Origin of the sequence: Phaeovulum sp. W22_SRMD_FR3, assembly GCF_052113705.1 — a bacterium.
Taxonomy (GTDB): Bacteria; Pseudomonadota; Alphaproteobacteria; order Rhodobacterales; family Rhodobacteraceae; genus JBGQOG01.
Map to the genome: position 1 here is coordinate 1 of NZ_JBGQOG010000031.1, position 25,168 is coordinate 25,168.

Below are 25,168 nucleotides of genomic sequence, written 5' to 3' on the forward strand. Positions count from 1 at the left end.
AAAACAACACCCCCGCCTTTTTCCCACCCACCCCACCCACCCTCCAGGCTTTTTTTTTTTTTTTTTTTTTTTTTTCCCCTTTTCTCTCTTCCCCCCCCCCCCCCCCCCCCCCCCGACACCGGCGCGCTGCTGGCGCGGCGCGGCTGGCGGCTGGTGTATGGCGCGGGCGATGTCGGGCTGATGGGCGAAGTGGCCCGCGCCGCCCAAGAGGCCGATGCCCCGGTGTTTGGCGTCATCCCGGTGCATCTCTTTCAGCGCGAGGTCGGCAAGCGCGATGTGACCACTTTCGTCATCACCGAGACCATGCATGAGCGCAAGAAGGTCATGTTCATGAATGCCGATGCGATCGTGGTACTGCCCGGCGGCGCGGGCTCGCTGGATGAGCTGTTCGAGGTGCTGACCTGGCGCCAGCTCGACCTGCATCAAAAACCGATCTTCCTGCTGAACACCGAAGGCTATTGGGATCCCTTGCTCGCCATGATCGACCAGATCGTGCGCGAAGGCTTTGCCGATGCCAGCCTGCACGACTTTCTGACTTCGGTGCCCGATGTGGCGGCGCTTGAGGCGGCGCTTGGTCTGGCCTTTGGCTGAGGCCATCCAGCCGCCTGACGGATCGGCCTAGACCGGCACCGCGGGCGGCACGCGCCGCAGGCTGGCATAGGAATAGAGCGCCAGCCCCAGCCAGATCAGCCCGAGGGCCAGAATATGCCAGGGCGTCACCGGTTCATGAAAGACCAGCGTTGCACAGAGAAATTGCAGCGTTGGATTGACATATTGCACCAGCCCCACCGTGCCCAGAGCCACCCGCCGCGCGGCATAAGAGAACAGGATCAGCGGGCCGCCGGTCAGCAGGCCGGAAAAGGCCAGCTCGATGCTGATCGGCAGGCTCGAGCCGAAATAGCCCCCGATCTGGCCGTCGTGCAGAAAGGCGGGCAGATGCCCGCTGTGTGTCGCCACCAGATAGGCCAGCGCAAAGGGCGACAGCAGCAACACTTCGGCAGCGACCGAGACCACTGGTCCCGCCGCCACCTGCCGCTTCACCACGCCATAAAGCCCGAATGACGTGGCCAGAATCAGCGCGATCCAGGGCGCGGCACCCAGGCCCCAGGTCAGCACCAGCACCGCCAGCGTCGCCAGCCCCACCGCAAGACATTTGAGCACGCCGACTTTCTCGCGGAAGAAGACCGCCCCGACCACCACCAGCAGCAAGGGAAAGATGTAATAGCCAAGACTGGCTTCGACCGCCTGCCCCTGCTGCACGGCCCGGATGAAGATGAACCAGTTCATCGACACCATCACTGCCGCAAACACCAGCCAGCGTGCCTGCCGCCCCCGCAACGCCTGGCCAAGCGCACCAAGACGGCCCTGCGCGGCCAGAATCAGTCCGAAGAACACCAGCGTCCAGATTGTGCGATGCGCCAGTATCTCCAGCGGCGGCACCATCGACAGAGCTTTGTAATAGAGCGAGGAAATCCCCCAGATGGTCGAGGCCAGCACCATCGCCCAGAACCCTTTTGCCGCCTCAGACATCCTGTCGCTCCTTTGGACTTTGCCTTGATGTGCTGCGCCGCGGCGCAGCACCCCGGCATCGCCGCCGCACGGCCCGCCGCACCCGCCCCCGCATCAGGGCTGCGCGGACCCTAAGCGGCGGCGCAGGCCGCCACAAGACAGGACGCAGGCACCACCAGGGCGGCGGCGGCACAATCGCCCCGGGTTCCACCGGGTCTGGCAGCTCGGGTCCGACAGCTCGGAGGCGGCAGTTAAGGTCCGGAGGAGAGGGGCACGGCGGGACCGGATCCGGCGGCACGAGATCCGGCGGCATGAAGTTCGGCGGCCCGGGCGGAGGCCACCGCCGCAGGGTCCGGCGGCACGGGGGCAGCCCTGCCCCGGCCGGACGCCATCGGACAGACCACAATCCGGGCTTGTGCCGGGGCGGTCAGTTACAAACGGGCCAGCAATTCGGCCTTTTTCGCCGCGAATTCATCCTCGGTCAGGATGCCCGCGTCGCGCAGTTCGGCCAGTTGCCGGATCAGCCCCAGCACCGTCTCGGGCCCGGGCGCGGCGGGGGCCGAGGCATATCTCGCCTGTGGCATGTCAAAGGGCACCTCAAGCTGCGGCACGAAAACCGGCTCTGCTGCGGCCATCGGCGCAGGGTCAAGAGGTGCAGGGTCAACGGCTGCACGCGCAAACTGCGACACATCGGCGGGCGATGCCAGCGGTGCATCGGCCTGCACGCGCGGCAGGTCATGCACCCGCACAGTGCCATATTGGCTGGTGAAGCTCAGCGACTGATCGCCGCCCTGCTGCTGCGACACGCCGGAGATCCAGTGATCGCCGGTGTCAAAAATCTCGATCCGGCCGCCGGTGTCGATGGCCAGACGGCGGCTGTCGGGAAAGACCGCGTAGCGCATGTTGTTCTGCCCGCCGCTGGACGCGGGCTGACCCAGTTCCGCAGGCCAGGCGCTTTGGGAAAAGCCGCCGAACCCAGTGCCGAACCCACCGCCGCTCTGGCCCGACGCCAGCGGCATGAAGATCGCCGCCCCTCCGCCCAACGCATAGGACAGCTCAGCGCAGAGCCCGGCCACCGTCGCCTTCAGCCCGTTGTTGAACATATCCCCCACCATGGTCATCCCGCCCGAGGACCATTGCCCCATGCCGCCCAACTCGGGGTGATTGAACTGCGCCTGCATGCCATTGCCCGCCGAAACCGCCGCCAGCAAGGTCTCAACCGCGTTGACCGAGACGCCGTAGCGTCCGGCGATATCGGCCACGATCCGGCTCCCCTCCGGGGTCAGGTTCAGCATGGGCAGGCTCCAGTTCCGGCTAGGACAATCGGGTCGGGGACGTTTGGGTGCGGGGACGATGGGGTGTGTGGATGATGGGGTGCAGGGATGATGGGGTAAGGCTGGCATGGGCTTTGGGCGCGTCGGAAAAGCGCAAAGCGCCCCCCGGTTGCGGCCAGTATGGCCTCTGGCCGCCGCGCCGAACAGCCACATTCGCATCTGCAGCAAAATCGCAGGGCGTGGCGTCGCCCCCCTTCCCCTCAGCGCAAAAGGCCCGGAGGTTTCCCCCCGGGCCTTTGTTTCGGCGTCGCGCGGCAGCTCAGAGGCGCCCGGCGACGTTTTCCCAGTTGACCAGCTTGTCGAGGAAGTTGGTCAGGTAGGCCGGGCGTTTGTTGCGGAAGTCGATGTAATAGGAATGCTCCCACACGTCGCAACCCAAGAGCGCGGTCTGGCCAAAGCAGAGCGGGTTGACGCCATTTTCGGTCTTGGTGACCTTCAGCGCGCCGTCGGCGTCTTTCACCAGCCAAGCCCAGCCCGAGCCGAACTGGCCCGCGCCTGCTGCGGCGAAGTCTTCCTTGAATTTCGCCACCGAACCGAACGATTCGACCAGCGCCTTTTCCAGCTCGGTCGGGATGGTCTTACCCGAGGGCCCCATCATTTCCCAGAACTGCGCGTGGTTCCAATGCTGGCTGGCATTGTTGAAAATGCCCGATTGCGCCACGGCGCCCGACACATAGGTGCCCTTGACGATTTCTTCGAGGGACTTGCCCTCCCACTCGGTGCCGGCGATCAGCTTGTTGCCGTTGTCGACATAGGCCTTGTGGTGGATGTCGTGGTGATATTCCATCGTCTCTTTCGACATGCCGAGCGATGCCAGCGCATCATGAGCATAGGGAAGATCGGGAAGTTCAAAAGCCATCGGAAATATCCTTTCGCGGGGTGTCTTTGTCTAACGCCTATAGAAGAGCGTGAGTTCCGGAGGTCAAGGGGCTGTGGTGCACAAGGGGCGGTGCGGGGGTGGTTTCACCCCCGCGCCGTCCGGCCGATCAGGGCTGCTGCGAACAGGCGCCAAAAAGCTGATTATCCGTCAATCCGCCATATCCGGGCGTGCCCTGTGACAGCGTCGCCTGATTATTGGCACGGATGAACAGTGTATAGAATATCTTGCCGGTCGGATAAAATTGCCCCTGCATGAGGGCAGACGTATCCACGGGCCCCAGTTCCCAGGCATAAGAGCGGCGGGCTTGCGTCACCTTCGCCTCGGCAATGATCGGACGTCCGACCTCTTTCTCAATCATATCATCCCAGACGGTTGGCAGGGGACCGGCACCCGGATCGGTGATGGTCACCGTTGTCGGCATCCAGTGATCACGCGGGCCGGGCTTGAAGGTGCAAATATAGACATTTGCTTGGGCAACAGCGGCCCCCATGAGCCAAGCGGATGCGGCCAGAAAGCTGATTTTCATATGGTTTGTCTTTCGTATTCTGGCTTTGAAAACGGCCATCATTGAACGTAGCTTCGGGCGGAACAGCCGGGGGGAAGGATCGCCCGGGAAAAGATGCTGTGACCGCATTTTCCAACCCGGACGAAACGGGAGTCGATCTACATTTCCCGCGCGAAGGTCCTGGTTCATTGCTGCACGGTGCAGCTCCCGAAAAGATGCGGGGTGTGGTTTCTCATGCTTCCGAGATAGGCCCTGAGCACGACGTTGGACCCGGGCAGAAAGACCAGCGTGTAATAAATCTCACTCACCCTCACACCGGCGCCCCCCGGGATGAAAGACACATCCACCGGCCCGAATTCCCAGGCATAGCTCCGGCGGGACTTGTTGACTTTCACCTCGGCCACCACGGGACGTCCCACGGCTTTCTCGATCATCTCGTCCCAGACCATGGGGTGCGATCCCGGCCCCGGATCGGTAATGGTCAGCGTCGACGGGATCCAGTAGTCCCGCGGACCGGGTTTGAAGGTGCAGTCGTAAACGGTATCGCGCGCAAACGCCGCCTGTGCCGCGCAGATCGCGACAAGGGCCATCGCGAGAACCCGCCTCACCCTTTTAGCTCCGCGCAGGTTCCATCCGCATGATAGGTGCTGTCGTAGCCCAGCGGCACCGCGGTCAACGTCGCCTTGGCGCTGCTTTTCTGCATCAGAATGCGGTAATCAAACGCGGTGACATATTGACCACCCGAATTGGTGGTTTGATCCAACGTCCACTCATAGGACACCACACGCTTGTTCTCGCGCTGAATGCGGCCGGTCACCGGCTCGCCGATAAAATGCTTGATGATCGGATCGAAAACAAGGATCTCGCCCGCCTCGTCGCTCAGATAAACGACTTTCGGCACCCAGCCGGTTGAGCCTTTTTCAACAAAGTCACATTTGAATTCTTTGGCGGCAACGCCCTGCACAAAACAGGCAGATGCCAACAGGGCACCGCCCAATACATATTTCAGGACCAAGTATTTTCTCCAATAGAGCCAATTGAATAACTGGCTCTATTGAAAAGATCACACCGCGCGGGTCAAGCCGGAATCACTTCCGATCCCTTTTGCGCCGAGGCGGTCAACAGGCCCATCACATAGCCCGCGACCGAGCGGAAACAGATCAGGCTCCATTCCGCCTCCCCCGAGTGCCAGAGCGCCGCAGGCACCTGCGCCGCACGGGTCCGGCGGACCTCACCCGGCACCATCATGGCGAAATCCACCGGGCAAAGCTTGCACAAAGCCTCGGTGGCTTTCGCCCCGGTCACCCGGAAGAGCGCGCGGGCATCCGAGACATCGGCCACCAGCGCATGCTCGCCCGCCAATGCGACCTCAAGTGCCGCCACGGTCGGCGCGGCTTCGGCATAGGGCACCAGCAGCAGCAATTCATCCGGCGACATCCAGAGGGCAGATTTGCCCCCCGCCGTCACCAGCTGCCGCTGGGCGGGCACCGCGCAGCCGGTGGCCGAGAGCATCGCCGCCGCGAATGCCGCCGAGCCGAGATCGCCGCGCAGGGTGATCATGCCGTTCAGACCCGCTTCTGCCACCCGGACAAACCCGTCATAGCTTTGCCCGTTCAGGGCGCTGACTGCCTTAGACATCGTTTTTCTCCCCGGCTTTGTCATAGAAGACCTGATCGACGATGCGCGCCCTGTGCACCACCCCGGCATCGCCCGGGAAGTCCAGCACCTCGCCCATCCGCGCGGGCCCGTGTTTCACCAGCCCCATCGCAATCCCCTTGCCCAAAGTGGGCGAGAAATAGGTCGAGGTGACGCGACCCTGCACCAGACGCTGGCCATTGGCATTATAGCCCTCGGCCACCGCATAGACGCCATCGGGCAGCACCGAGCCGTCCAGCGTCTCAAGCCCCACCAGCTGCCAGCGCTCGGGGTCAGCCATATGGCTGCGTTCCTGCGCCCGCTTGCCGAGGTAATCTGCCTTCTTCTTCGAGATCGCCCAGCCGAGACCCAGATCCTGCGGGATCACGGTGCCGTCGGTCTCGTCGCCGATCATGATGAAGCCCTTTTCGGCGCGGAGCACATGCAGACCCTCGGTGCCATAGGGCATCAGGCCAAACTCGGCCCCCGCCGCCACACAGGCCTCCCAGAAGGCCAGACCTTCCGAGGCGGGCACCGCCACCTCATAGCTCAGCTCGCCCGAGAAGGAGATGCGGAACACCCGGGCGCGGAAGCCGCCGAGTTCGCCTTCCTTGTAGGTCATGAAGGGAAGTGCCTCTTTCGAGACATCCATGCCGCCCAGCTTTTCCAGAAGCTTGCGGGCATTCGGGCCGACCACGGCCACCTGCGCAAACTGCTCGGTCAGGTTGGCGGTATAGACTTTGAAATCCCACCATTCGCATTGCAGCCAGTCTTCCATATGACCGTGAATGCGGTCCGCGCCGCCCGAGGTGGTGTGGCACAGCCAGCTGTCCTCAGACAGGCGCACGACCACGCCATCGTCCATCAGAAAGCCGTTGTCGTTGCACATCAGCCCGTAGCGGCATTTGCCCACCGGCAACGTCGACATCATGTTGGTGTACATGAGGTCGAGGAACTTGCCCGCATCCGGGCCTTTGACCAGGATCTTGCCCAGCGTCGAGGCATCGAGAAGACCCAGCGCCGTGCGGGTGTTCTTCACCTCGCGCCGCACCGCCTCGTGCTTGCTCTCGCCCGCGCGCAGATAGGTATAGGGGCGGCGCCAGAGGCCGACCGGCTCCCAGTCCACGCCATTCGCGTCATGCCATTCGTGGATCGGCGTGCGGCGCAGGGGCTGGAAGATCTCGCCCCGTGCTTCACCCGCAATCGCGCCCAAGCTGATCGGCGTATAGGGCGGGCGGAAAGTGGTGGTGCCGGTGGCCGGGATCGGTTGACCCAAAGCATCCGAAAGCACCGCCAAGCCGTTGATGTTGCTGAGTTTACCCTGATCTGTCGCCATGCCGAGCGTGGTGTAACGCTTGGTATGCTCGACCGATTCATAGCCCTCGCGCGCGGCGAGTTGCACATCCGAGACCTTCACGTCGTTCTGATAATCGAGCCACATTTTCGATTTCAGCGCAGCGCCCGCACCCTGCGGCATCACCCAGACGGCGGCCATCGGCGCCTCGGCCGGGGCGGTGCCCTGCGGCGCGGCGCCTTCCGCGCTGCCATGCGCATCCGCCAGGCAGTCGGCAAAGCCGAGCGCGCCATTGGCGGCGCCCACGGCCACCGCCATCCCCTGCCCCTGATCGCCCAAAGGCGGCCGGGCCGGATCGGGGCGGAACATCGAATAGGTCTCATCCCAGAGGAGTTTGCCGCCGCAATGCGACCAGAGGTGGACCACCGGCGACCATCCGCCCGACATCGCCACCGCGTCGCAGGGAATGGTTTCCAGCACCGAGCCTTCGCCCGCCTGCGCACAGATCGCCACACCGGTCACCCGCTTGCCGCCCTGCACCTTGGAGATGCCCCGGCCTTCGAGCACGCGCACGCCACGCGCACGCACCGCCTCGGGCAGCGCGCCCGTTGCCTGAGCGCGCGCATCGACCACCGCCGAAACCACGAGACCGGCATCGAGCAGCACCAGCGCCGTGCGATAGGCGTCGTCGTTATTGGTCACGATCACTGTACGGTCGCCGGGCGAGACCGCCCAGTTGACCACATAGTCGCGCACCGCACCGGCCAGCATCACGCCCGGAATGTCATTGCCCGCGAAGGACAGCGGACGCTCGATTGCGCCCGTCGCCGTCACGGTCACACCGGCGCGCAAACGCCAGAGGCGGTGACGCGGCAGGCCGTCATTCGGGCGGTGATCGCCCAGACGCTCATAGGCAATCAGATGGCCATGGTCGTGCAGACCGGCGGCCATGCAGCGCGTGCGCAGGGTGACATTCTCCATGCCCTCAAGCGCTTCGACCGCGTTCTTCACCCATTCCTCGACCGGGATCCCGTCGATCAGCGCGCCATCCGAGGCAGCATCAACCACCGCGCGGCCGCCGAAAGTCGCGGTCTGCTCAAGCACCAGGACGCGCTTGCCCGCGCGGCCCGCCGCCAGTGCCGAGGTCAGACCGGCGACACCGCCGCCGACCACGACCACATCGGCAAAGCCATAGGCCTGTTCGTAGCGGTCAGCGTCGCCCGTGGTCGGCACTTTGCCCAGACCGGCCGAGTTGCGGATGACCGGTTCAAAGAGATGTTTCCAGGCGAAACGCGGGAACATGAAGGTCTTGTAGTAGAAACCGGCGGGCAGAAAGCGGGCCAGTTTGTTGTTGATCGCGCCAATGTCGAACTCAAGGCTCGGCCAGTGGTTCTGGCTGGCGGTTTCCGCACCCTCGAAAAGCTCGGTGGTGGTGACGCGCTGGTTGGGTTCAAACCGTGCGCCGGAACCGAGACCGACAAGCGCGTTCGGCTCTTCGGCACCCGAGGCGACCACGCCGCGCGGGCGGTGGTATTTGAAGCTGCGGCCCATCAGCATCTGATCGGCGCCAAGCATGGCCGAGGCGAGCGTATCGCCCGCAAAGCCGCGCAGTTTCTTGCCGTTGAAAGAGAAGTTCAGGGATTTCGTGCGGTCGATCAGACGACCGCCCTTGCTGAGACGCGTGCTCATTTCAGACCCTCCCAGCCGGGACGTTTCGCCAGAACGGCGGAGATGATTTCAGGGGTGGGTTCGGTGGTTTGCGCGGCATAGGTGCCGAACACTTCCAAAGTGGCGGTGCAGCGGGCGGCCAGGAACCATTTGCCGCAGCCATAGGCATGCCGCCAGCGTTCGAAATGCACGCCCTTGGTGTTGGCGCGCGCGAACATATAGGCCTCGAAATCGCCATCGCTCGAGCCGGGGCCGAAGCGTTTCAGATGCGCTTCGCCGCCGGGGCTGAGTTCGGTTTCATCGGCTTTCACCCCGCAATAGGGGCAAGTCAGGGTCAGCATGGCGCGCACTCCGTCAGGCGCGCCATGAGGGGGATGCGCGCCGGGTTAGTTGCCTGCGTTGGGCAGGTCGATGGTGATTTCGGCTTTGTTTTCATGGCCGAACATGTTGCCGTCTGTGGCCATGTACCAGATGAGACCACCGAGGACGACGACGACGGCGCCCAGAATGAACCCCATTGCCGTGTTGTTGCTGTTTGCTTCCGCCATGTGAAAGGCTCCTGAAATGATATGTTCAGGGGGATAACTTGGGCGGAAGAGTTATGGTTCCCGGGGCGGATGTGGCGGGAACGGGAGCCCTGTAAAACGTTGCGGATCATTCAGCTGACCCCTTTCAGGCAGGCGACAAGCCCCGCCCGCATTTCTTGAAACGCGAGCAGATCCAGCTGTATCGCATCTTGCCGCTTATCAAAAAGCAGGACCAATTGCTTGCCGTGGTCCATCGCCTCGATCAAACCACTGAACTCGGCCTCCGATTTCACCGGCAGCTCAAATTTTCCAGTCGGATCAAACGCGATGTTCCCAAACAACTGCTCCACGCCATCGATCTGCACCGAGATTCTGTCCTGCGCCGGTTTGGCCGGCACATCGGGTTTCAATCCCATATAAATCATCCCAAGCGGATCGCCTTCGAGCTGATAGTAGGAAAGATTAGCCGGGGTACCATTGACGGATTTGGTGCTGAGCGACGCAATGCACAGCTTGTCCTGTGCAGATCGAGCGATCATGTAATCACCCACCATCGGCAAAAATCTAAACTCCTGTGCCGTCGCAGGCAAGACCGTCGCCACCAGCATCACGCCGGTGAGACCCGTCTTGCGGAGCATAGCGCGCGCGTCCCCCATCAATGCGCCACCCCGGCGGCGACGCTTTCGTCGATGAAGCGGCCCTCTTTGAAGCGGTTGAGGCCGAAGTCTTTCGCCAGCGGGCCGGGCTGGCCCTTGGCCACCAGTTCCGCCATGGCCCAGCCAGAGCCGGGGATCGCCTTGAAGCCGCCGGTGCCCCAGCCGCAGTTGACGAAGATGTTCTCGACCGGGGTGGTCGACAGGATCGGCGAGCGGTCGCCGGTCATGTCAACGATACCGCCCCATTGGCGCAGCATTTTCAGGCGGCTGATCATCGGGAAGGTTTCGATCAACGCGCGGACGGTTTCCTCGACATGCTGCCAGGAGCCGCGCTGGGTGTAGTTGTTGAACCCGTCGGTGCCGCCGCCGATCACCATCTCGCCCTTGTCCGATTGCGACATATAGCCGTGGACGGTGTTGGCCATCACCACCACATCCATGCAGGGCTTGATCGGCTCGGAGACGAGGGCCTGCAGCGCGAGGCTTTCGATCGGCAGGCGGAAGCCCGCCTTTTCCGCCATGACCGAGCTGTGGCCCGCAACGACGATTGCGAGCTTGCCGCAGTCAATGGCGCCCTTGGTGGTGTCCACGCCCTGCACGCGGCCGTTCACATTGCGGATGCCGGTGACTTCGCATTGCTGGATGATGTCCATCCCCATCGCCGAGCAGGCCCGGGCATAGCCCCATGCCACCGCATCATGCCGCGCGGTGCCGCCGCGTTTTTGGTAAAGCGCGCCGAGGACCGGATAGCGCGGCCCGTCGATGTTCATGATCGGCACCAGTTCCTTGACCTGCTCGCGGCTGATCCACTCGGTCTCAACGCCTTGCAGGTTATTGGCGTAAACGGTGCGTTTGTAGCCGCGGATCTCATGCTCGGTCTGCGCCAGCATCAGGAGGCCGCGCGGCGAGAACATGACGTTATAGTTCAGGTCCTGGCTCAGATCTTCATAGAGGCTGCGCGCCTTTTCATAGATCGCCGCCGAAGGGTCCTGCAGATAGTTCGAGCGGATGATCGTGGTGTTGCGCCCGGTATTGCCGCCGCCGAGCCAGCCCTTTTCGATCACCGCCACATTGGTGATGCCGTGGTTCTTGCCGAGGTAATAGGCGGTGGCGAGGCCATGGCCGCCCGCGCCGATGATCACCACGTCATAGCGTTTTTTCGGCTGCGGCGAGGCCCAGGCCTTTTCCCAGCCCGTGTGATGCCGCAAGGCCTCGCGGGCGACGGCAAAAACCGAATAACGTTTCATCGGGGCTTCCTTCTGTGGTCTGGGCCTTTTGGGGTCTGGAATCTGAGGTCTGGTTCGGCACGGCGTCTGGTCGGGGTGAGCGGCACCGAATCCCGGCGACCCTCTGATCTGTCGCATTACACATGGCCTGCGCCAAGGCCCGTCACCCCGCTTCAAGCGGCACAATGGGGAAAAAACGCGACATCATGCCTGCGACATCTCGTGCCGTGGGGCGCTTGGGGCTTTCGCGCGGCCCCGCTTGCCCCTAAATGAAGCGGATTGCAGGAGGAAACATGCTGTTCTGGATCTCTGCCGCGGCACTGGCCGCCCTTGTCGCGCTGCCCTTGGGCGTGACGCTTTGGACCGCCCGGGGCCGGGGGGCTGCGGGGGGGGCGACCGGCCGCGCCACCAGCAGCGCCGCCGAGGTCAGCAGTGATCCCGCCGCCTATGACATGCAGGTCTACCGCGACCAGCTGGCCGAGGTGGCGCGTGATGCGGCGCGCGGCGTGATCGACGGGGCCGAGGCCAACCGGCTGCGGCTGGAAATCTCGCGCCGCGTGCTGGAAACCGACCGCAAGATCCAGACCGCCGGGGCCGCCACCCCCCTGCCCGCTGCCGCGCGCTGGGGCGGGATTGCGGTGGGCGTTGTGCTGCTGGCGGGGTCGGTCGGGCTCTATGTCTGGCTGGGTGCGCCGGGCTATGACGATCAGCCGATGCAGGGCCGTCTGGCCTTGGCGGATGAGATTTACAATTCCCGCCCCGATCAGACGACCGCAGAGGCCGAGGCCGCACGCAACCGCCCTGCCCTGCCCGCCGCAGACCCGAAATATCTGGAATTGATGGAAAAATTGCGCGCGGCCGTGGCCGGTCATCCGGGCGATCCGGAGGGGCTCAAACTCCTCGCGCATAACGAGGCGGCCTTGGGCAATTACCGCGCCGCCTGGGAGGCGCAGCGCGATCTGGTCGCCGCCAAAGCCGCGACGCCGGAAGGGGCCAGGGCGCAGGATTATGCCGATCAGGCGGATCTGATGATCCTCGCCTCGGGCGGCCTCGTCACGCCGGAGGCCGAGCAGGTTCTGGGCGAGGCGCTGGCCCGCGATCGCGCCAATGGCACCGCGCGCTATTATGTCGGGCTGATGATGGCGCAGAATGGCCGCCCCGACCGCGCCTTCACCCTGTGGAATGCGCTGTTGAAAGAGGGGCCCGCCGATGCGCCCTGGATCGGCCCGATCCGCGCCGGGATCGAGGATCTGGCCTGGCTGGCGGGGGATGCGAATTTCGAACTGCAGCCATTGGGCGCCCCTGCGGCGGATTTGCCCGGCCCCTCGTCGGAGGATGTGAACAACGCCGCCGCGATGAGCGCCGAGGACCGTCAGGCGATGATCCGGTCCATGGTCGAGGGGCTCTCGGACCGGCTGGCGACCAGCGGTGGCAGCCCGGAGGAATGGGCGCGGCTGATCGGCGCGCTGGGGGTTCTGGGCGAGACAGAGCGGGCACGCGCGATCTATGCCGAGGCGCAGGGCAGTTTTGCCGGACAGGATGAGGCCTTGGCCGCGCTGAAAGCCGCCGCCGAACAAGCAGGAGTGGCGGAATGATCTGCGCAACGATGGAAGAATTCGCCGCCGCTTTGCCGGCCTTCGGCGCGCTGGCGGGGCTGGATCTTGGCACCAAGACCATCGGCGTTGCCGTTTCGGACAGTTTCCGCCATGTGGCGACGCCGCTCTCGACCATCCGGCGCGAGAAATTCACGCTGGATGTCGCGGCACTGCTGAAAATCACCGATGCGCGGGAGATCCGCGGCATCGTCCTGGGGCTGCCCTTCAACATGGACGGCTCCGAGGGGCCGCGCTGCCAGTCCACCCGGGCTTTCGCGCGCAATCTGGAGAAACTCACCCCGCTGCCGATCACCTTCTGGGATGAACGTCTGTCGACCGTGGCCGCCGAACGGGCGCTGCTGGAGGCGGATACGTCTCGAAAGCGTCGCGCCGAGGTGATCGACCATGTTGCCGCCGGGTATATCCTGCAAGGAGCGCTGGATCGGCTGGCGCATCTTGCGAGGCAGCAATGAACGCGGAAACCGGCAAACCCCGGCGGCCTGGCCCCGGCGATACCGATGACCTCTGGAAGCGCGACGAGGTGGAAAGCCCCTGCGTCAAGCTCTGTGCGTTGCACCCCGTTGAGGGGATCTGTGTCGGCTGCCTGCGCACCCGCGATGAGATCGGCCGCTGGTCGCTGATGTCGCAGGCCGAGCGGCGCGCGGTGATGCTGACCCTTGCCGCCCGCGCGCCCCGCCTGCGCAAGCGGCGCGGCGGGCATGACGGCCGCGTCTGACGCCCCATGCTGACCGATCTCGCGCTTTATGCCGCGCTCTTTGCGGCGGCGCTGATCGCGGCAACGATCCTGCCGATGCAATCCGAGGCGGCGCTGGCGGCGATGCTGCTCGGCGGTCACGCGCCGCTGGCGGTGGTGACGGTGGCGAGTGTCGGCAACATCCTCGGCTCGGTCATCAACTGGGGGCTGGGGCGCGGCATCACCCGCTACCGCGACCGGCGCTGGTTTCCGGCCAGCCCTGCGGCGCTGGCGCGGGCCGAGGGCTGGTACCGGCGCTGGGGGAAATGGTCGCTGCTTCTGGCCTGGGTGCCAGTGGTGGGCGATCCGCTGACGGTGATGGCGGGGGTGTTGCGCGAACCGTTCTGGGTGTTTCTGGCGCTGGTGACACTGGCGAAAACCGGGCGCTATCTGGTGCTGACCGCCGCCGTTTTGGGGGTCAGCTGAGCCCCGTCAGCCGCAAAACCATTCCCGCCAGCGCCGAAAGTGCCAGCACCCGCATCACGCCCCAGCGCAGCCCGAAGACCATGCCCAGCGCCATCAGCGACAGTGCCGCCGCCGCCGGGTTCAGCGTGCCGGGCATGGGCAGCTCGATCCCCCAGACCAGTTGCGTTCCGGTGAAGAGGAAATGCAGCGCGAACCACAGCGCCAGATTGGCAATCACCCCCACCACCGCCGCCGTCACCGCCGCCAAGGCCGCCGCCAGCCCGCGGTGATGCCGCAACCGCTCCATCCAGGGCGCGCCGAGGAAAATCCAGGCAAAACAGGGCGCAAAGGTGACCCAGGTGGTCAGGAGCCCCGCCAGCACCCCGGCCCACAGCCCGCCCGCGCGAAAGCCGCCCATGAAGCCCACGAATTGCGTGACCATGATCAGCGGCCCCGGCGTCGTCTCGGCCAGCCCCAGCCCGTCAAGCATCTCGCCCGGCGCCAGCCAGTGCCGCACCGTCACCGCCTCTTGCGCAACATAGGCCAACACCGCATAGGCGCCACCAAAAGTCACTACCGCCATCTTGCTGAAAAATACCGCAATATCGGCATAAACCGACGGCCCCGCCGCCCAGAGCGCCGCCACCGGCACAAGCCAGAGGCAGAGCGCCACCCCGCCCGCGCGGCGCGCCCCGCGCAACGCGTCGGACCCCAGCGGACCAAGGGTGCCGAGATAGCTGTCGGCCTCGGCCAGACCCGCGCCAGAGCCGCCATGCCCGCCGCCCGCGAAAGCCGTGCTGCCCGCGCGCGACGCGAGATAGCCCAGCGCGCCCGCCCCGAGCACGATCAGCGGAAACGGCACCGAAGCCGCGAAAATCGCCACAAAGGCCAGGGCGGCAACCGCCCGCATCACGCCATTGCGCAAAGCCCGGCTGCCGATGCGCACCACCGCCTGCACCACCACGGCGAGCACCGCGGCCTTCAGGCCAAAGAACAGCCCCGCCACCCAATTCAGATCCGCATGCAGCGCGTAAAGCACGCTCAGGCCCATGATGGCGAGCATCCCCGGCAGCACGAAAAGGCACCCCGCGATCAGGCCGCCGCGCACCCCATGCAACAGCCAGCCGATATAGGTGGCCAGCTGCTGCGCCTCCGGCCCCGGCAAAAGCATGCAGAAATTCAGCGCCTGCAAAAACCGGGCTTCACCGATCCAGCGTTTCTCCTCGACGAGAATCCGGTGCATCACCGCGATCTGCCCGGCAGGCCCGCCGAACGACAGCGCCGCGATCCGCGCCCAGACCCATGTTGCTTCGGCAAGTCCGGGGGCGGCGGGGGGCATGATGTCAGGCTTTCTTTGAAAAGACGAAACAGCGGTCGCGGCGGATCATCAGCCACATCGGGGTCCCGACCTTGGGCAGGAACACATTCGGCACCGTGGCGCGCAGGACTGAGCCGTCGAAATCCATCCGAAACTCCACCAGGCTTTCGCGCCCCATGAAGCGCGCCCGCTCGACCAGCCCCCGCGCCGGCGTGCCGTCCTGTGCGGTGGGATTGGGGCCGCGCCCGGCGCGGTCAAAGTCAATCTTCAGATGCTGCGGGCGGATGCCAATCTCAACCTCGGTGCCATCTTCCAGCCCCGGCGTCAGAAACTGGCCAAAGGGCGTATCGGTCAGCGCGCCCTGAACTTTGCCCTTCAGGATATTGATATCCGAGAAGAATTGCGCCGCCGCCCGGTCCACCGGCGCGTTATAGATGTTATAGGGCGCGCCGCGCTGCACGATCTTGCCGTCGCGCATCAGCAGGATTTCATCGGCCATCCGCATCGCCTCATGCGGCTCATGCGTGACCAACAGAACCGCCGTGCCCTCTTCCTTGAGGAGCGCCAGCGTCTCATCGCGGATGCCATCGCGCAGCCGCTCATCCAGCCCCGAGAAGGGCTCATCCATCAGCAGGATCCGCGGCCGCGGTGCCAGCGCGCGGGCCAATGCCACCCGCTGCTGCTCGCCCCCCGAAAGCGCGTGCGGAAAGCTGTCGATGTGGCGCGAAAGATCCACCCGGTCGAGCAATTCAACCACCCGCTCGCGTTTTTCCTGCTTGGTGCCGGTCAGGCCGAAGGCGACGTTATCGGCGACGCTCAGATGGGGAAACAGCGCAAAATCCTGAAACATCAGCCCGATATGCCGCCGCTCGGGCGGCACCCGAAAGACCGTGTCACAGACCAGATGCCCGTCGACAAAGATCGCCCCCGTGTCTTGCATATCCACCCCCGCGATCATCCGCAGCGTGGTGGATTTGCCGCAGCCCGATTGCCCCAGAAGGCAGGTGACCTGCCCCGCCGGGATCTCGAAACTCACATCATCCACCACCAGACGGCCGCCAAACTGGCGCGTCAGACGGTCAACCTTGAGGCGGGGCGGCAGGCTGTGGGACAAGGGGCGGGCCTTCGCAGAGGGAATTTCGCGCGGGATAGCACCCGGCCGGGGGGCGCGGCAAGGGCGCCGCCCCCCGGCCGGGGGCCTGAGACCGTATCAGAAGGTCGCGTTGCTGGCGCCACCATCCAGCAGGATGTTCTGCCCGATGATGAACCCCGCATGCTGCGAGCACAAAAAGGCGCACATCGCCCCGAACTCGCCCGCGGTGCCATAGCGCCGCGCCGGGATCGTCGCCTCGCGCTGTGCCTTGGCTTCCTCCAGACTGATCGCGCCCGCCTTGGCCACCCCGGTGTCAAGGCTGACCGCGCGGTCGGTCGCGTGGATCCCCGGCAGCAGGTTGTTGATGCAAACCCCGCTCGGCGCCACCTGCCGCGCAGTGCCCGCGACAAAGCCGGTCAGCCCGGTGCGCGCGGCATTGGAGAGGCCCAGCACCGCGATCGGCGTCTTGACCGATTGCGAGGTGATGTTGACCACCCGGCCCCAGCCCCGCTCCATCATCGCAGGCAGACAGGCCTGCATCAGCGCGATGGGCGTCAGCATATTGGCATCGAGTGCGGCAATGAAATCATCGCGCGACCAGTCAGACCACATCCCCGGCGGCGGGCCACCCGCATTGGTCACCAGAATGTCGATCATCCCGCCCTGCGCAAAACAGGCGGCGAGCACCGCCGCGCGTCCCGCCTCCGTCGTGATGTCGGCCGCCACCGCGGTGACCTGCACGCCATAGGTCTCGCGCAAATGCGCCGCCGTCGCCTCCAGCGCCTCGGCGCCCCGCGCATTGATCACCAGATCAACACCCGCTTCAGCCAGAGCCTCGGCCGAGCCCCGGCCCAGCCCCTTTGACGCGGCGCAGACCAGCGCCCGTTTTCCCTTGATCCCCAGATCCATGTCAAAACTCCCTGTCCCGGTGTCGCATCGCTTGGGGTCAAGGGCTAACATCCGTCTGCGGCATTGAAAACCACCCAATCTCCGGGCGGCCCGCCTTGCTTGACCTTTTCGCAAGAAACGTGGTTTACGAAAGCGTCGACCTCCGTTCCGCTGCGCCATATCCTGCTGCGCCCGTCAAGGTAATCCATGTCCGAATTTCCCAGCCACGCCGCCCATGTCTATGAAGCCGAGGCTTTCTGGGTCACGTCGGGGGCAAATCAGGGGGACGGGCTGGATGTTGCGGGCCATTGCGAACCGGGAGACGTCTACCAGCTGGACCGCGACGCCGAACCTTTGCGGCTGATGCTGCACACGCAAGACATCGAAGGCCGCCAGACGGTGGCCGAGCAGTCGGACATCGGCCGCCCCGGCGACCGGATCGAGCTGCGCGCCCGGCACGTGCTGATCGCCCCCGATGGTGATACGGTGGTGGTGCTCCTGATCCGGCATCTGGAAAGCCAGCGCGACTACGCCCTGCCGCTCTCGCCCATCGCGCCGCGCATCGATTACACATTGATCGAGGCGCATGAAGATGCGGGCACCGCGCGGCTCTCGGATCTCGTCTGCGTCGCCTTCACCACCGGCACCCAGATCACCCTCGCCGGCGGCGCCCAACGCCCGATCGAAACCCTCCAACCCGGTGACCGGGTGCTCACCCGCGACAACGGCCCGCAGCCCCTGCGCTTTGTCGGCAAGGCGACGATGCGCGCGCTCGGCGGCTTTGCCCCGGTGGTGATCGGCGCGGGCACATTGGGCAATGAGGGCGATCTGGTGGTCAGCCCGCATCACCGGGTGTTCCTCTACCAGCGCGGCCAGAACCGCCTCGGCGACACTGCCGAACTGCTGGTGCAGGCCAAACATCTGGTCGATGGCGAACATGTCTGGCGCCGCGAAGGCGGCTATGTCGATTACTACGCCCTGGTTTTCGACCATCACGAGATCATCTATGCCGAAGGCATCCCCTGCGAGAGCCTGCTTGTCAGCGAAGCCACGCTGAAACTCCTGCCCGAAGATCTGGCGGCCGAAGTCCGCACCCGCCTGCCCGGCCTGAACCAGCATCCGCATTTCGGCACCGAAGCCACCCGCGCCGCCCTCGACCAGATCGGCCGCAACACGATCTTCCGCAAACGCGACAAAGAATAGCCCCGCCGCCGCATCCGGGTCCCCCCTTTCGACGCAGATCAAAAGAACCCGCCGCCCCTTCTTCTTGGCCAAAATACCTCGGGGGAGGCCGCAGGCCGGGGGCAGCGCCCCCCTTCCTCCCTGCCCGCCGGACCAACAGGTGGATTGCGCGCCCGCCCGGCAAGCGGTAAACCGCGCGCATGAGCAACCGCCCCGCCCTCCCCGCCGAAATCGCCCGCCGCCGGACCTTTGCGATCATCTCGCATCCCGACGCCGGTAAAACCACGCTGACCGAAAAGTTCCTGCTCTTCGGTGGCGCCATCCAGATGGCGGGTCAGGTGCGCGCCAAGGGCGAAGCGCGGCGCACGCGCTCGGACTTCATGAAGCTGGAACAGGACCGCGGCATCTCGGTCTCGGCCTCGGCCATGTCCTTTGAATATGGTCACTTCCGCTTCAACCTCGTCGACACGCCAGGCCACTCGGACTTCTCCGAGGATACCTATCGCACGCTGACGGCGGTGGATGCGGCGATCATGGTGATCGACGGCGCCAAGGGCGTCGAAAGCCAGACCCGCAAGCTCTTCGAGGTCTGCCGGTTGCGCGACCTGCCGATCCTGACCTTCTGCAACAAGATGGACCGCGAGAGCCGCGACACATTCGAGATCATCGACGAGATTCAGGAAAACCTCGCCATTGACGTCGCCCCCGCCTCCTGGCCGATCGGCATGGGCCGCGATTTTCTGGGCTGCTATGACATCCTGCACGACCGCCTGGAGCTGATGGACCGCGCCGACCGCAACAAAGTGGCGGAAAGCATCAAGATCAACGGTCTCGACGATCCGAAACTGGCCGAACATGTCCCGGCCGATCAGCTGGCCAAACTCCGCGAAGAGCTGGAGATGGCGCGCGAACTTCTGCCCGCCTTCAACCGCCAGAGCTTCCTGGAGGGGCATATGACCCCGATCTGGTTCGGCTCGGCGATCAACTCCTTTGGCGTCAAGGAACTGATGGACGGCATCGGCGAATACGGCCCCGAGCCGCAGATCCAGAAGGCGACCGAGCGCTCCGTGGCACCGGACGAAACTCCGGTCACCGGCTTTGTCTTCAAAGTGCAGGCCAATATGGACCCCAAACACCGCGACCGGGTGGCTTTTGTGCGCCTCGTTTCGGGGCATTTTGAGCGCGGCATGAAACTGACGCATGTGCGCACCAAAAAGCCGATGGCGGTCTCGAACCCGGTGCTGTTCCTGGCCGCCGACCGCGAATTGGCGGAAGAGGCCTGGGCGGGCGATATCATGGGCATCCCGAACCACGGGCAGCTGCGCATCGGTGACGCGCTGACCGAGGGCGAGGCATTGCGCTTCACCGGCATTCCGTCGTTTGCACCGGAATTGCTGAACACCGTCCGCGCGCTCGACCCGATGAAGGCCAAGCATCTGGACAAGGCGCTGATGCAATTCGCCGAAGAAGGTGCCGCCAAGGTCTTCAAACCGATGATCGGTTCGGGCTTTATCGTCGGCGTCGTCGGCGCGCTGCAATTTGACGTGCTGGCTAGCCGGATCGAGATTGAATACGGCCTGCCCGTGCGGTTCGAGAGCAGCCATTTCACCTCAGCCCGCTGGGTCGCGGGCCCTAAGGCCGAGGTGGAGCGCTTTGTGAACATCAACAAGGGTCATATCTCGACCGACCACGACGGCGATGTGGTCTTTATGACCCGCCTGCAATGGGACATCGACCGCGTGCAGCGCGATTTCCCCGAGCTGAAGCTGACGGCGACGAAAGAAATGATGGTCTGAGGCAGGCGTCGGCCTCTTGCCTGTGGCAAGGGGTCGCGCCGTGCCGAAAGCACCAGAGCTCCCGGATCGGGCGCCAGAGATCGCGCCTTCAAAATGGGGCCTTCAACCAACATCAAGAAACATCCGACCCCAATCGGCTGCCCTTTCACGGCGCCGCCCAGATTGTGCTGGCCCGCGGGGCGCTCTGGCGGGTATCGTGTTCTGAACGGGCCTGCCCGCGGTAGTCGGACGCGCAGGCCCCCGGACCGGGCGGGGCCTCTCTGCTGACGAAGCGGTCCGGCCATCGAAAGGACGACACGGGACCATGACAATCACCAAAGAGGATGAGCTGACCGGCCTGCAAGAGATCGGCCGCATCGTCGCCAACACCCTTCAGAGCATGGCGAAAGCGATGGAACCCGGCATTACCACGCGCGAGTTGGATGCGATTGGCCGCGATCTGCTCGCGCAGGAGGGCGCGGTCTCTGCGCCAGAGGCCACCTATGATTTTCCGGGTGCCACCTGCATCAGCGTGAATGAGGAAATCGCGCATGGGATACCGGGCGACCGCGTGCTGGTGCGCGGCGATCTGGTGAACATCGACGTTTCCGCCTCGAAACACGGCTATTTCGCCGATACCGGGGCGACCTTCCGCTTTGGTCCGGTGCGCCCCGCGCAGGACCGGCTGTGTCGCGACGGCAAACGTGCGATGCAGGTGGGCATTGCGCAGGTGGGCAGCGGCAAGCCCCTCGCCGGGATCGGTAATGCCATCGGGCGCTTTGCCGCCCAGCGCGGCTATACGCTGATCCGCAATCTGGCCAGCCACGGCGTCGGCAAGGCGCTGCATGAATACCCGGAGGAAATCGCCACCTGGCCCACCCGTCGCGACAAGCGCCGGATCGACAAGGGGCTGGTGCTGACGGTTGAGCCCTTCCTGTCCACCGGCGGCCTCTGGGCTACCGAAGGCACCGACGGCTGGACGCTTTACGCCGAGCCGCCCGCGCCGGTGGTGCAGTTTGAACATACGGTGGTGGCGACCGAGCGCGGGGCGATCATCGTCACCCTGCCGGGCTGATCGCCTCCGCTGGCATCTGCCGGACCGGGGCGCACGGCACGTCTTTGCGCGCGGCGCCCGCCATGCAAATAGCCTGCGGGAATGGTCTGCGCGGCGCCCGTGGACCGGACGCCGCGCAGCTTTGGGTCAGACGACCGTGGCGTCCATGGTCACTTCGGCATTCAGCAGCTTCGAGACCGGGCAGCCCGTTTTCGCCGCATCGGCAAATTCCAGCAGGTCCTCGGCCTCGGCATCGCCTTTGATTTCCGTCACCAGATGCGCCTTGGTGATGGAGAAACCTTCGTCGTTTTTCTCAAGGCTGATCTTCGACACGGTCTTGATCTCGACCCCCTCGATCCCGGCACCCGCCAGCATATTCGCCAGCGCCATCGAGAAACAAGCGGCATGCGCCGCGCCGATCAGCTCTTCCGGGTTGGTGCCCGGCGTGTCGCCGAACCGGGTGTTGAACCCATAGGGCAGATCCTTCAACGCGCCGCTCTGCGTCGAAATCTCGCCTTTGCCGTCCTTCAGATCACCCGTCCAATGGGCAGAGCCGGTTTTCACACTCATGATAATCTCCTCGATCAAACTGCGCGGATTGCATTCAGCAGCGGGTTGCATTCAGCAGGGGCAACGCGGGCGGGGCGCAGAGCGTTCCCGCCCGCATCAGGCAGATCACTGATCAGGCCGTCGGGTCGATCAGCCGATGGAATTCCTGAATGGCAAAGCGGTCGGTCATCCCCGCCACGTAATCCAGAACCACCCGTGCCAGCTCAACCCGCATGTTGTCGGAGAGCCGCGCGCGGGCCACATCCTCGTGCCAATCTTCGGGCAAAAGCGCCGGATCGTCCATGAAAAGCGGAAACAGCTGGTTGATCATCGCCGTCACCCGCTGGCGTTCGGCCACCACCGAAGGGGCGCGGTACATGCGGGTGAAGAGGAAGCCCTTGATCGCCTTGAGGTTCTGATAGAGCGGCTTCGAGAAGCGGATGATCGGCCCCTCCATCCCGCGGATATCCTCCACCCGTTCGGGTTGCAGGCTCAGAAGACGATTCTCGGCCACCGCGATCACATCCTCCACCATCACGCCAAACACCCGGCGCAGCGCCTCATGCCGACGCCGGCTGGGATCAAGCCCGGGATGCAACCGGTCCACCACCTCGTAACATTCGCCGATCACCGGCAATTCGCACAGATCATCATCGGTAAAAAGCCCGGCGCGCAGGCCATCATGCAGATCATGGTGGTTGTAGGCCACATCATCGGCCACCGCCGCCACCTGCGCCTCGGCGCTGGCATTGGTCTCAAGCTCCAGATCCCACATCGCATCGACCTCTTTCAGCGCATAGGGCATCGCCTCGCGCGTCGGATAGCTGTGCGAGCCGCCCCGGTCCGAAATCGCCGGACCATTGTGCTTGGCGATGCCTTCCAGCGCCTCCCAGGTCAGGTTGAGCCCGTCGAAATCGGCGTAATGTTTTTCCAGCCGGGTGACGATGCGCAGCGCCTGCGCGTTATGGTCAAAGCCGCCAAAGGGCTCCATCAGCACATGCAGCGCATCCTCGCCCGTATGGCCAAAGGGCGGATGCCCGAGGTCATGCGCCAGCGCCACCGCCTCGGCCAGATCGGTGTTCAGCCCGAGCGCCCCCGCGATGGTGCGCGCCACCTGCGCCACCTCGATCGTATGGGTCAGGCGGGTGCGGTAATAATCGCCCTCATGCTCCACAAAGACCTGCGTCTTGTGTTTCAGCCGCCGGAAAGCGCTGGAATGGATGATCCGGTCGCGGTCGCGCTGAAAGGGCGAGCGAAAGGTCGACATGTTCTCATCAAACAAACGCCCACGGCTCGCTTCGGGATGGCAGGCATAGGGTTTCAGCATCATTCCTCGTTCCGCTCTCTTGTCCCCGGTTTTCCCCCACCCTATATCCGGTAAGATACGGAAAGAATACAGGGTGCCGCCATGGATCTCACACTGCCGCCGAAAGTGACCCCGCGCGCCTTCGCGCGTCTGGCCGAGATCAACGCCGATGCGGCCGAACCGCAGGCGTTGCGCGTTGCCGTGGAAGGCGGCGGCTGCTCGGGCTTTCAATACGACATCAAATTCGATGCCGCGACCGAGGATGACCTTGTGCTGGCCAGCGAGGGGCAAAAGGTGCTGATCGATCCGGTCTCGCTGCCGTTTCTGGCCAATGCGGTGATCGATTTCACCGAAGAACTGATCGGCGCGCGCTTCGTGATCGAAAATCCGAACGCCACCGCCTCTTGCGGCTGCGGCACCTCCTTCTCCATCTGAAATGACGGCAATCCTGCTTCTCGGCTCCGGCCCGGGCGTGGTCCACTGCGCCCCCTGGCCGCGTGCGCCCTTTGACCGGGTGGTGGCGATCAACAATGCCTGGCGGGTGCGCGACGACTGGGATGATCTGGTCTATCCGTGGGATTTCCCCGCCGACCGGCTGCCCGAGAGCCCGCGCGGCCGTCTGGTGACGGAAGATGATTTCGTTCCCGCCCAAAACCTCTATGGCGGTTTTGTCTATGCGGGGGCCACGATGGCCTTCACCACCGCCTATTGGGTGCTGGCCGAATACCGCCCCCGCGTGCTGGCCTTTCTCGGCTGCGACATGCATTACCCCGCCAGCGGCCCCACGCATTTCTACGGCACCGGCACGCCGGATCCCTTGCGCGCCGACATCACCCTGCAAAGCCTTGAGGCGAAATCGGCGCGGTTGCGGATCTTTGCCGCCGATCAGGGCTGCGCGCTGGTGAACCTCTCGGATGGCCCCAGCCGCCTCGCCCTGCCCCGCGCCACGCCCGAAACCCTGCCCGACACCGCCGCCCCCCATGATACCGTCCGCGCCGCCGAGGCCCGCGCCCGCGAGGCGGCCCTCGGCTACACCGTCCCCTCGGGCCGCTATTGGGAGGAGATCGCGCGGTTCGATCCCGCCGAACTCCGCGCGCTGGACGCGATCTGGCTGGAAGCGGGCGGCAATCCGGCCTAGAACGGGGAAAACCTGAGGGAGCGCCGCCGATGAAGATTGCCACGTTCAACATCAATGGCATCAAGGCCCGGATCGAAGCCCTGCCCGCCTGGCTTGAGGCGGCAAAGCCAGATGTGGCCCTCTTGCAGGAAATCAAATCCATCGACGAGAATTTCCCGCGCGAGATGTTTGAGGATATGGGCTACCGGGTGGAAACCCATGGCCAGAAAAGCTTCAACGGCGTCGCGATCCTCTCGCGCCTGCCGCTGGAGGATGTGACGCGCGGCCTGCCGGGCGACGCCGAGGACGAACAGGCCCGCTGGATCGAGGCGACGGTGATCGGCGACAGCCAGGCCGTGCGCGTGGCGGGCCTCTATCTGCCCAACGGCAATCCGGTGCCCGGCCCGAAATATGATTATAAACTGGCCTGGATGGCGCGGATGCGCGACCACGCGAAAGCGCTGCTCGCCACCGAAATGCCGTTCATTCTGGCGGGGGATTACAACATCATCCCGCAGCGCGAGGATGCCGCCAAGCCCGAAGCCTGGACCGAAGACGCGCTCTTTCTGCCCGAAAGCCGCGCGGCATTCCGCCGGATCCTCAACCTCGGCTTCACCGAGGCCATCCGCACCCAGCACCCCGAGGCCGGGCTCTACAGCTTTTGGGATTATCAGGCGGGCGCCTGGCAGCGCAACAACGGCATCCGCATCGACCATCTGCTGCTGTCGCCGCAGGCCGCGGACCTCTTGCAAACCAGCGGCATCGACAAAGAGGTGCGGGCGGGCGACAAACCCTCGGACCATGTCCCGGTCTGGGTCGATCTGGCCGCCTGAGGCTTGCTTCGTTCAAAATATCCCCCGCGGAGCGTTCTGTGGTCGGCCTGAAGAGCCTCCGGCGG

General features: G+C 64.8%; 28 protein-coding genes. 11 read left to right on the top strand and 17 right to left on the bottom strand.

Features of this window, described 5'->3' with window-relative positions; translation table 11 throughout:
- Positions 1-126 precede the first annotated feature (126 nt).
- Positions 127-591: a TIGR00730 family Rossman fold protein gene (locus ACEN2S_RS21815; RefSeq protein ID WP_441870539.1), complete on the top strand. Its 465-nt coding sequence runs from the start codon at positions 127-129 to the stop codon at positions 589-591.
- A gap of 27 nt (positions 592-618) precedes the next feature.
- On the opposite strand, the gene rarD is transcribed toward ACEN2S_RS21815, so the two are convergent.
- The 12 genes from rarD to ACEN2S_RS21875 form a co-directional block, all read right to left on the bottom strand.
- On the bottom strand, positions 619-1,530 hold the full coding sequence (gene rarD / locus ACEN2S_RS21820; RefSeq protein WP_441870471.1) for an EamA family transporter RarD: 912 nt from the start codon (positions 1,528-1,530) through the stop codon (positions 619-621).
- A 410-nt stretch (positions 1,531-1,940) separates the two neighbouring features.
- The gene (locus ACEN2S_RS21825; protein ID WP_441870473.1) at positions 1,941-2,804 is read right to left on the bottom strand and encodes an SHOCT domain-containing protein; all 864 of its coding nucleotides are present in this window, start codon (positions 2,802-2,804) and stop codon (positions 1,941-1,943) included.
- A 298-nt stretch (positions 2,805-3,102) separates the two neighbouring features.
- Entirely contained in the window at positions 3,103-3,702 is a 600-nt protein-coding gene (locus ACEN2S_RS21830) for a superoxide dismutase (RefSeq protein ID WP_441870475.1), read from the bottom strand.
- Between the two features lie 127 nt (positions 3,703-3,829).
- Positions 3,830-4,249 (bottom strand): hypothetical protein, encoded by a 420-nt coding sequence (locus ACEN2S_RS21835; protein ID WP_441870477.1) that lies wholly within the window; start codon positions 4,247-4,249, stop codon positions 3,830-3,832.
- Positions 4,250-4,413: 164 nt separating this feature from the next.
- On the bottom strand, positions 4,414-4,818 hold the full coding sequence (locus tag ACEN2S_RS21840) for a hypothetical protein (protein ID WP_441870479.1): 405 nt from the start codon (positions 4,816-4,818) through the stop codon (positions 4,414-4,416).
- Positions 4,819-4,832: 14 nt separating this feature from the next.
- Positions 4,833-5,225 carry a hypothetical protein gene (locus tag ACEN2S_RS21845; RefSeq protein ID WP_441870481.1) on the bottom strand — a complete coding sequence of 131 codons (393 nt, stop codon included), beginning with the start codon at positions 5,223-5,225 and terminating at the stop codon, positions 4,833-4,835.
- 80 nt (positions 5,226-5,305) lie between these two features.
- A complete protein-coding gene (locus ACEN2S_RS21850; protein WP_441870483.1) occupies positions 5,306-5,866 on the bottom strand; it encodes a sarcosine oxidase subunit gamma in 561 nt (186 codons plus the stop codon).
- Positions 5,859-8,846, bottom strand: a complete 2,988-nt coding sequence (locus ACEN2S_RS21855) for a sarcosine oxidase subunit alpha family protein (protein ID WP_441870485.1) — start codon at positions 8,844-8,846, stop codon at positions 5,859-5,861. Before ACEN2S_RS21855 ends, ACEN2S_RS21850 begins: the two co-directional genes overlap by 8 nt.
- Positions 8,843-9,166, bottom strand: a complete 324-nt coding sequence (locus ACEN2S_RS21860) for a sarcosine oxidase subunit delta (RefSeq protein ID WP_441870487.1) — start codon at positions 9,164-9,166, stop codon at positions 8,843-8,845. The genes ACEN2S_RS21855 and ACEN2S_RS21860 overlap by 4 nt, the downstream gene beginning before the upstream one ends.
- A gap of 45 nt (positions 9,167-9,211) precedes the next feature.
- Positions 9,212-9,373 carry a hypothetical protein gene (locus tag ACEN2S_RS21865; protein WP_441870489.1) on the bottom strand — a complete coding sequence of 54 codons (162 nt, stop codon included), beginning with the start codon at positions 9,371-9,373 and terminating at the stop codon, positions 9,212-9,214.
- 110 nt (positions 9,374-9,483) lie between these two features.
- On the bottom strand, positions 9,484-9,990 hold the full coding sequence (locus ACEN2S_RS21870) for a hypothetical protein (RefSeq protein ID WP_441870491.1): 507 nt from the start codon (positions 9,988-9,990) through the stop codon (positions 9,484-9,486).
- Between the two features lie 17 nt (positions 9,991-10,007).
- Positions 10,008-11,255 carry a sarcosine oxidase subunit beta family protein gene (locus ACEN2S_RS21875; protein ID WP_441870493.1) on the bottom strand — a complete coding sequence of 416 codons (1,248 nt, stop codon included), beginning with the start codon at positions 11,253-11,255 and terminating at the stop codon, positions 10,008-10,010.
- 272 nt (positions 11,256-11,527) lie between these two features.
- Between ACEN2S_RS21875 and ccmI the strand changes: the two genes are divergently transcribed.
- From ccmI to ACEN2S_RS21895, 4 genes are read left to right on the top strand one after another with little or no spacing between them, the layout of a single operon-like run.
- The gene (gene ccmI, locus ACEN2S_RS21880; protein WP_441870495.1) at positions 11,528-12,829 is read left to right on the top strand and encodes a c-type cytochrome biogenesis protein CcmI; all 1,302 of its coding nucleotides are present in this window, start codon (positions 11,528-11,530) and stop codon (positions 12,827-12,829) included.
- The gene (ruvX, locus tag ACEN2S_RS21885) at positions 12,826-13,302 is read left to right on the top strand and encodes a Holliday junction resolvase RuvX (RefSeq protein WP_441870497.1); all 477 of its coding nucleotides are present in this window, start codon (positions 12,826-12,828) and stop codon (positions 13,300-13,302) included. Before ccmI ends, ruvX begins: the two co-directional genes overlap by 4 nt.
- Positions 13,299-13,565 carry a DUF1289 domain-containing protein gene (locus ACEN2S_RS21890; protein WP_441870499.1) on the top strand — a complete coding sequence of 89 codons (267 nt, stop codon included), beginning with the start codon at positions 13,299-13,301 and terminating at the stop codon, positions 13,563-13,565. The genes ruvX and ACEN2S_RS21890 overlap by 4 nt, the downstream gene beginning before the upstream one ends.
- Before the next feature lie 6 nt (positions 13,566-13,571).
- Positions 13,572-14,009 carry a YqaA family protein gene (locus ACEN2S_RS21895; protein WP_441870501.1) on the top strand — a complete coding sequence of 146 codons (438 nt, stop codon included), beginning with the start codon at positions 13,572-13,574 and terminating at the stop codon, positions 14,007-14,009.
- On the opposite strand, the gene chrA is transcribed toward ACEN2S_RS21895, so the two are convergent.
- The 3 genes from chrA to ACEN2S_RS21910 form a co-directional block, all read right to left on the bottom strand.
- Positions 14,002-15,327, bottom strand: a complete 1,326-nt coding sequence (gene chrA / locus ACEN2S_RS21900) for a chromate efflux transporter (RefSeq protein WP_441870503.1) — start codon at positions 15,325-15,327, stop codon at positions 14,002-14,004. The genes ACEN2S_RS21895 and chrA overlap by 8 nt on opposite strands.
- Before the next feature lie 4 nt (positions 15,328-15,331).
- Positions 15,332-16,420: an ABC transporter ATP-binding protein gene (locus ACEN2S_RS21905; protein WP_441870505.1), complete on the bottom strand. Its 1,089-nt coding sequence runs from the start codon at positions 16,418-16,420 to the stop codon at positions 15,332-15,334.
- Between the two features lie 96 nt (positions 16,421-16,516).
- Entirely contained in the window at positions 16,517-17,308 is a 792-nt protein-coding gene (locus ACEN2S_RS21910) for an SDR family oxidoreductase (protein ID WP_441870507.1), read from the bottom strand.
- 186 nt (positions 17,309-17,494) lie between these two features.
- Here ACEN2S_RS21910 and ACEN2S_RS21915 point away from each other — a divergent pair, with 186 nt between their 5' ends.
- The 3 genes from ACEN2S_RS21915 to map all read left to right on the top strand — a co-directional run bounded on the left by ACEN2S_RS21915 (position 17,495) and on the right by map (position 21,319).
- Complete coding sequence (locus ACEN2S_RS21915) at positions 17,495-18,490, top strand: Hint domain-containing protein (protein WP_441870509.1); 996 nt, start codon at positions 17,495-17,497, stop codon at positions 18,488-18,490.
- A gap of 179 nt (positions 18,491-18,669) precedes the next feature.
- Positions 18,670-20,265 (top strand): peptide chain release factor 3, encoded by a 1,596-nt coding sequence (locus ACEN2S_RS21920; protein ID WP_441870511.1) that lies wholly within the window; start codon positions 18,670-18,672, stop codon positions 20,263-20,265.
- Between the two features lie 304 nt (positions 20,266-20,569).
- Complete coding sequence (map, locus tag ACEN2S_RS21925) at positions 20,570-21,319, top strand: type I methionyl aminopeptidase (RefSeq protein ID WP_441870513.1); 750 nt, start codon at positions 20,570-20,572, stop codon at positions 21,317-21,319.
- A gap of 126 nt (positions 21,320-21,445) precedes the next feature.
- On the opposite strand, the gene ACEN2S_RS21930 is transcribed toward map, so the two are convergent.
- Together ACEN2S_RS21930 and ACEN2S_RS21935 are read right to left on the bottom strand one after the other, a co-directional pair.
- Entirely contained in the window at positions 21,446-21,868 is a 423-nt protein-coding gene (locus ACEN2S_RS21930) for an OsmC family protein (RefSeq protein WP_441870515.1), read from the bottom strand.
- A 112-nt stretch (positions 21,869-21,980) separates the two neighbouring features.
- Complete coding sequence (locus ACEN2S_RS21935) at positions 21,981-23,174, bottom strand: deoxyguanosinetriphosphate triphosphohydrolase (RefSeq protein WP_441870541.1); 1,194 nt, start codon at positions 23,172-23,174, stop codon at positions 21,981-21,983.
- Positions 23,175-23,255: 81 nt separating this feature from the next.
- On the opposite strand from ACEN2S_RS21935, the gene ACEN2S_RS21940 reads away from it, so the two are divergent.
- The 3 genes from ACEN2S_RS21940 to xth are packed head-to-tail and all read left to right on the top strand — an operon-like array spanning position 23,256 to position 25,103.
- Positions 23,256-23,588, top strand: a complete 333-nt coding sequence (locus ACEN2S_RS21940) for a HesB/IscA family protein (protein ID WP_441870517.1) — start codon at positions 23,256-23,258, stop codon at positions 23,586-23,588.
- Position 23,589: 1 nt separating this feature from the next.
- Positions 23,590-24,291, top strand: coding sequence for a hypothetical protein (locus ACEN2S_RS21945; protein WP_441870519.1), 702 nt, complete (start codon positions 23,590-23,592; stop codon positions 24,289-24,291).
- Positions 24,292-24,320: 29 nt separating this feature from the next.
- The gene (gene xth / locus ACEN2S_RS21950; protein WP_441870521.1) at positions 24,321-25,103 is read left to right on the top strand and encodes an exodeoxyribonuclease III; all 783 of its coding nucleotides are present in this window, start codon (positions 24,321-24,323) and stop codon (positions 25,101-25,103) included.
- Positions 25,104-25,168 lie beyond the last annotated feature (65 nt).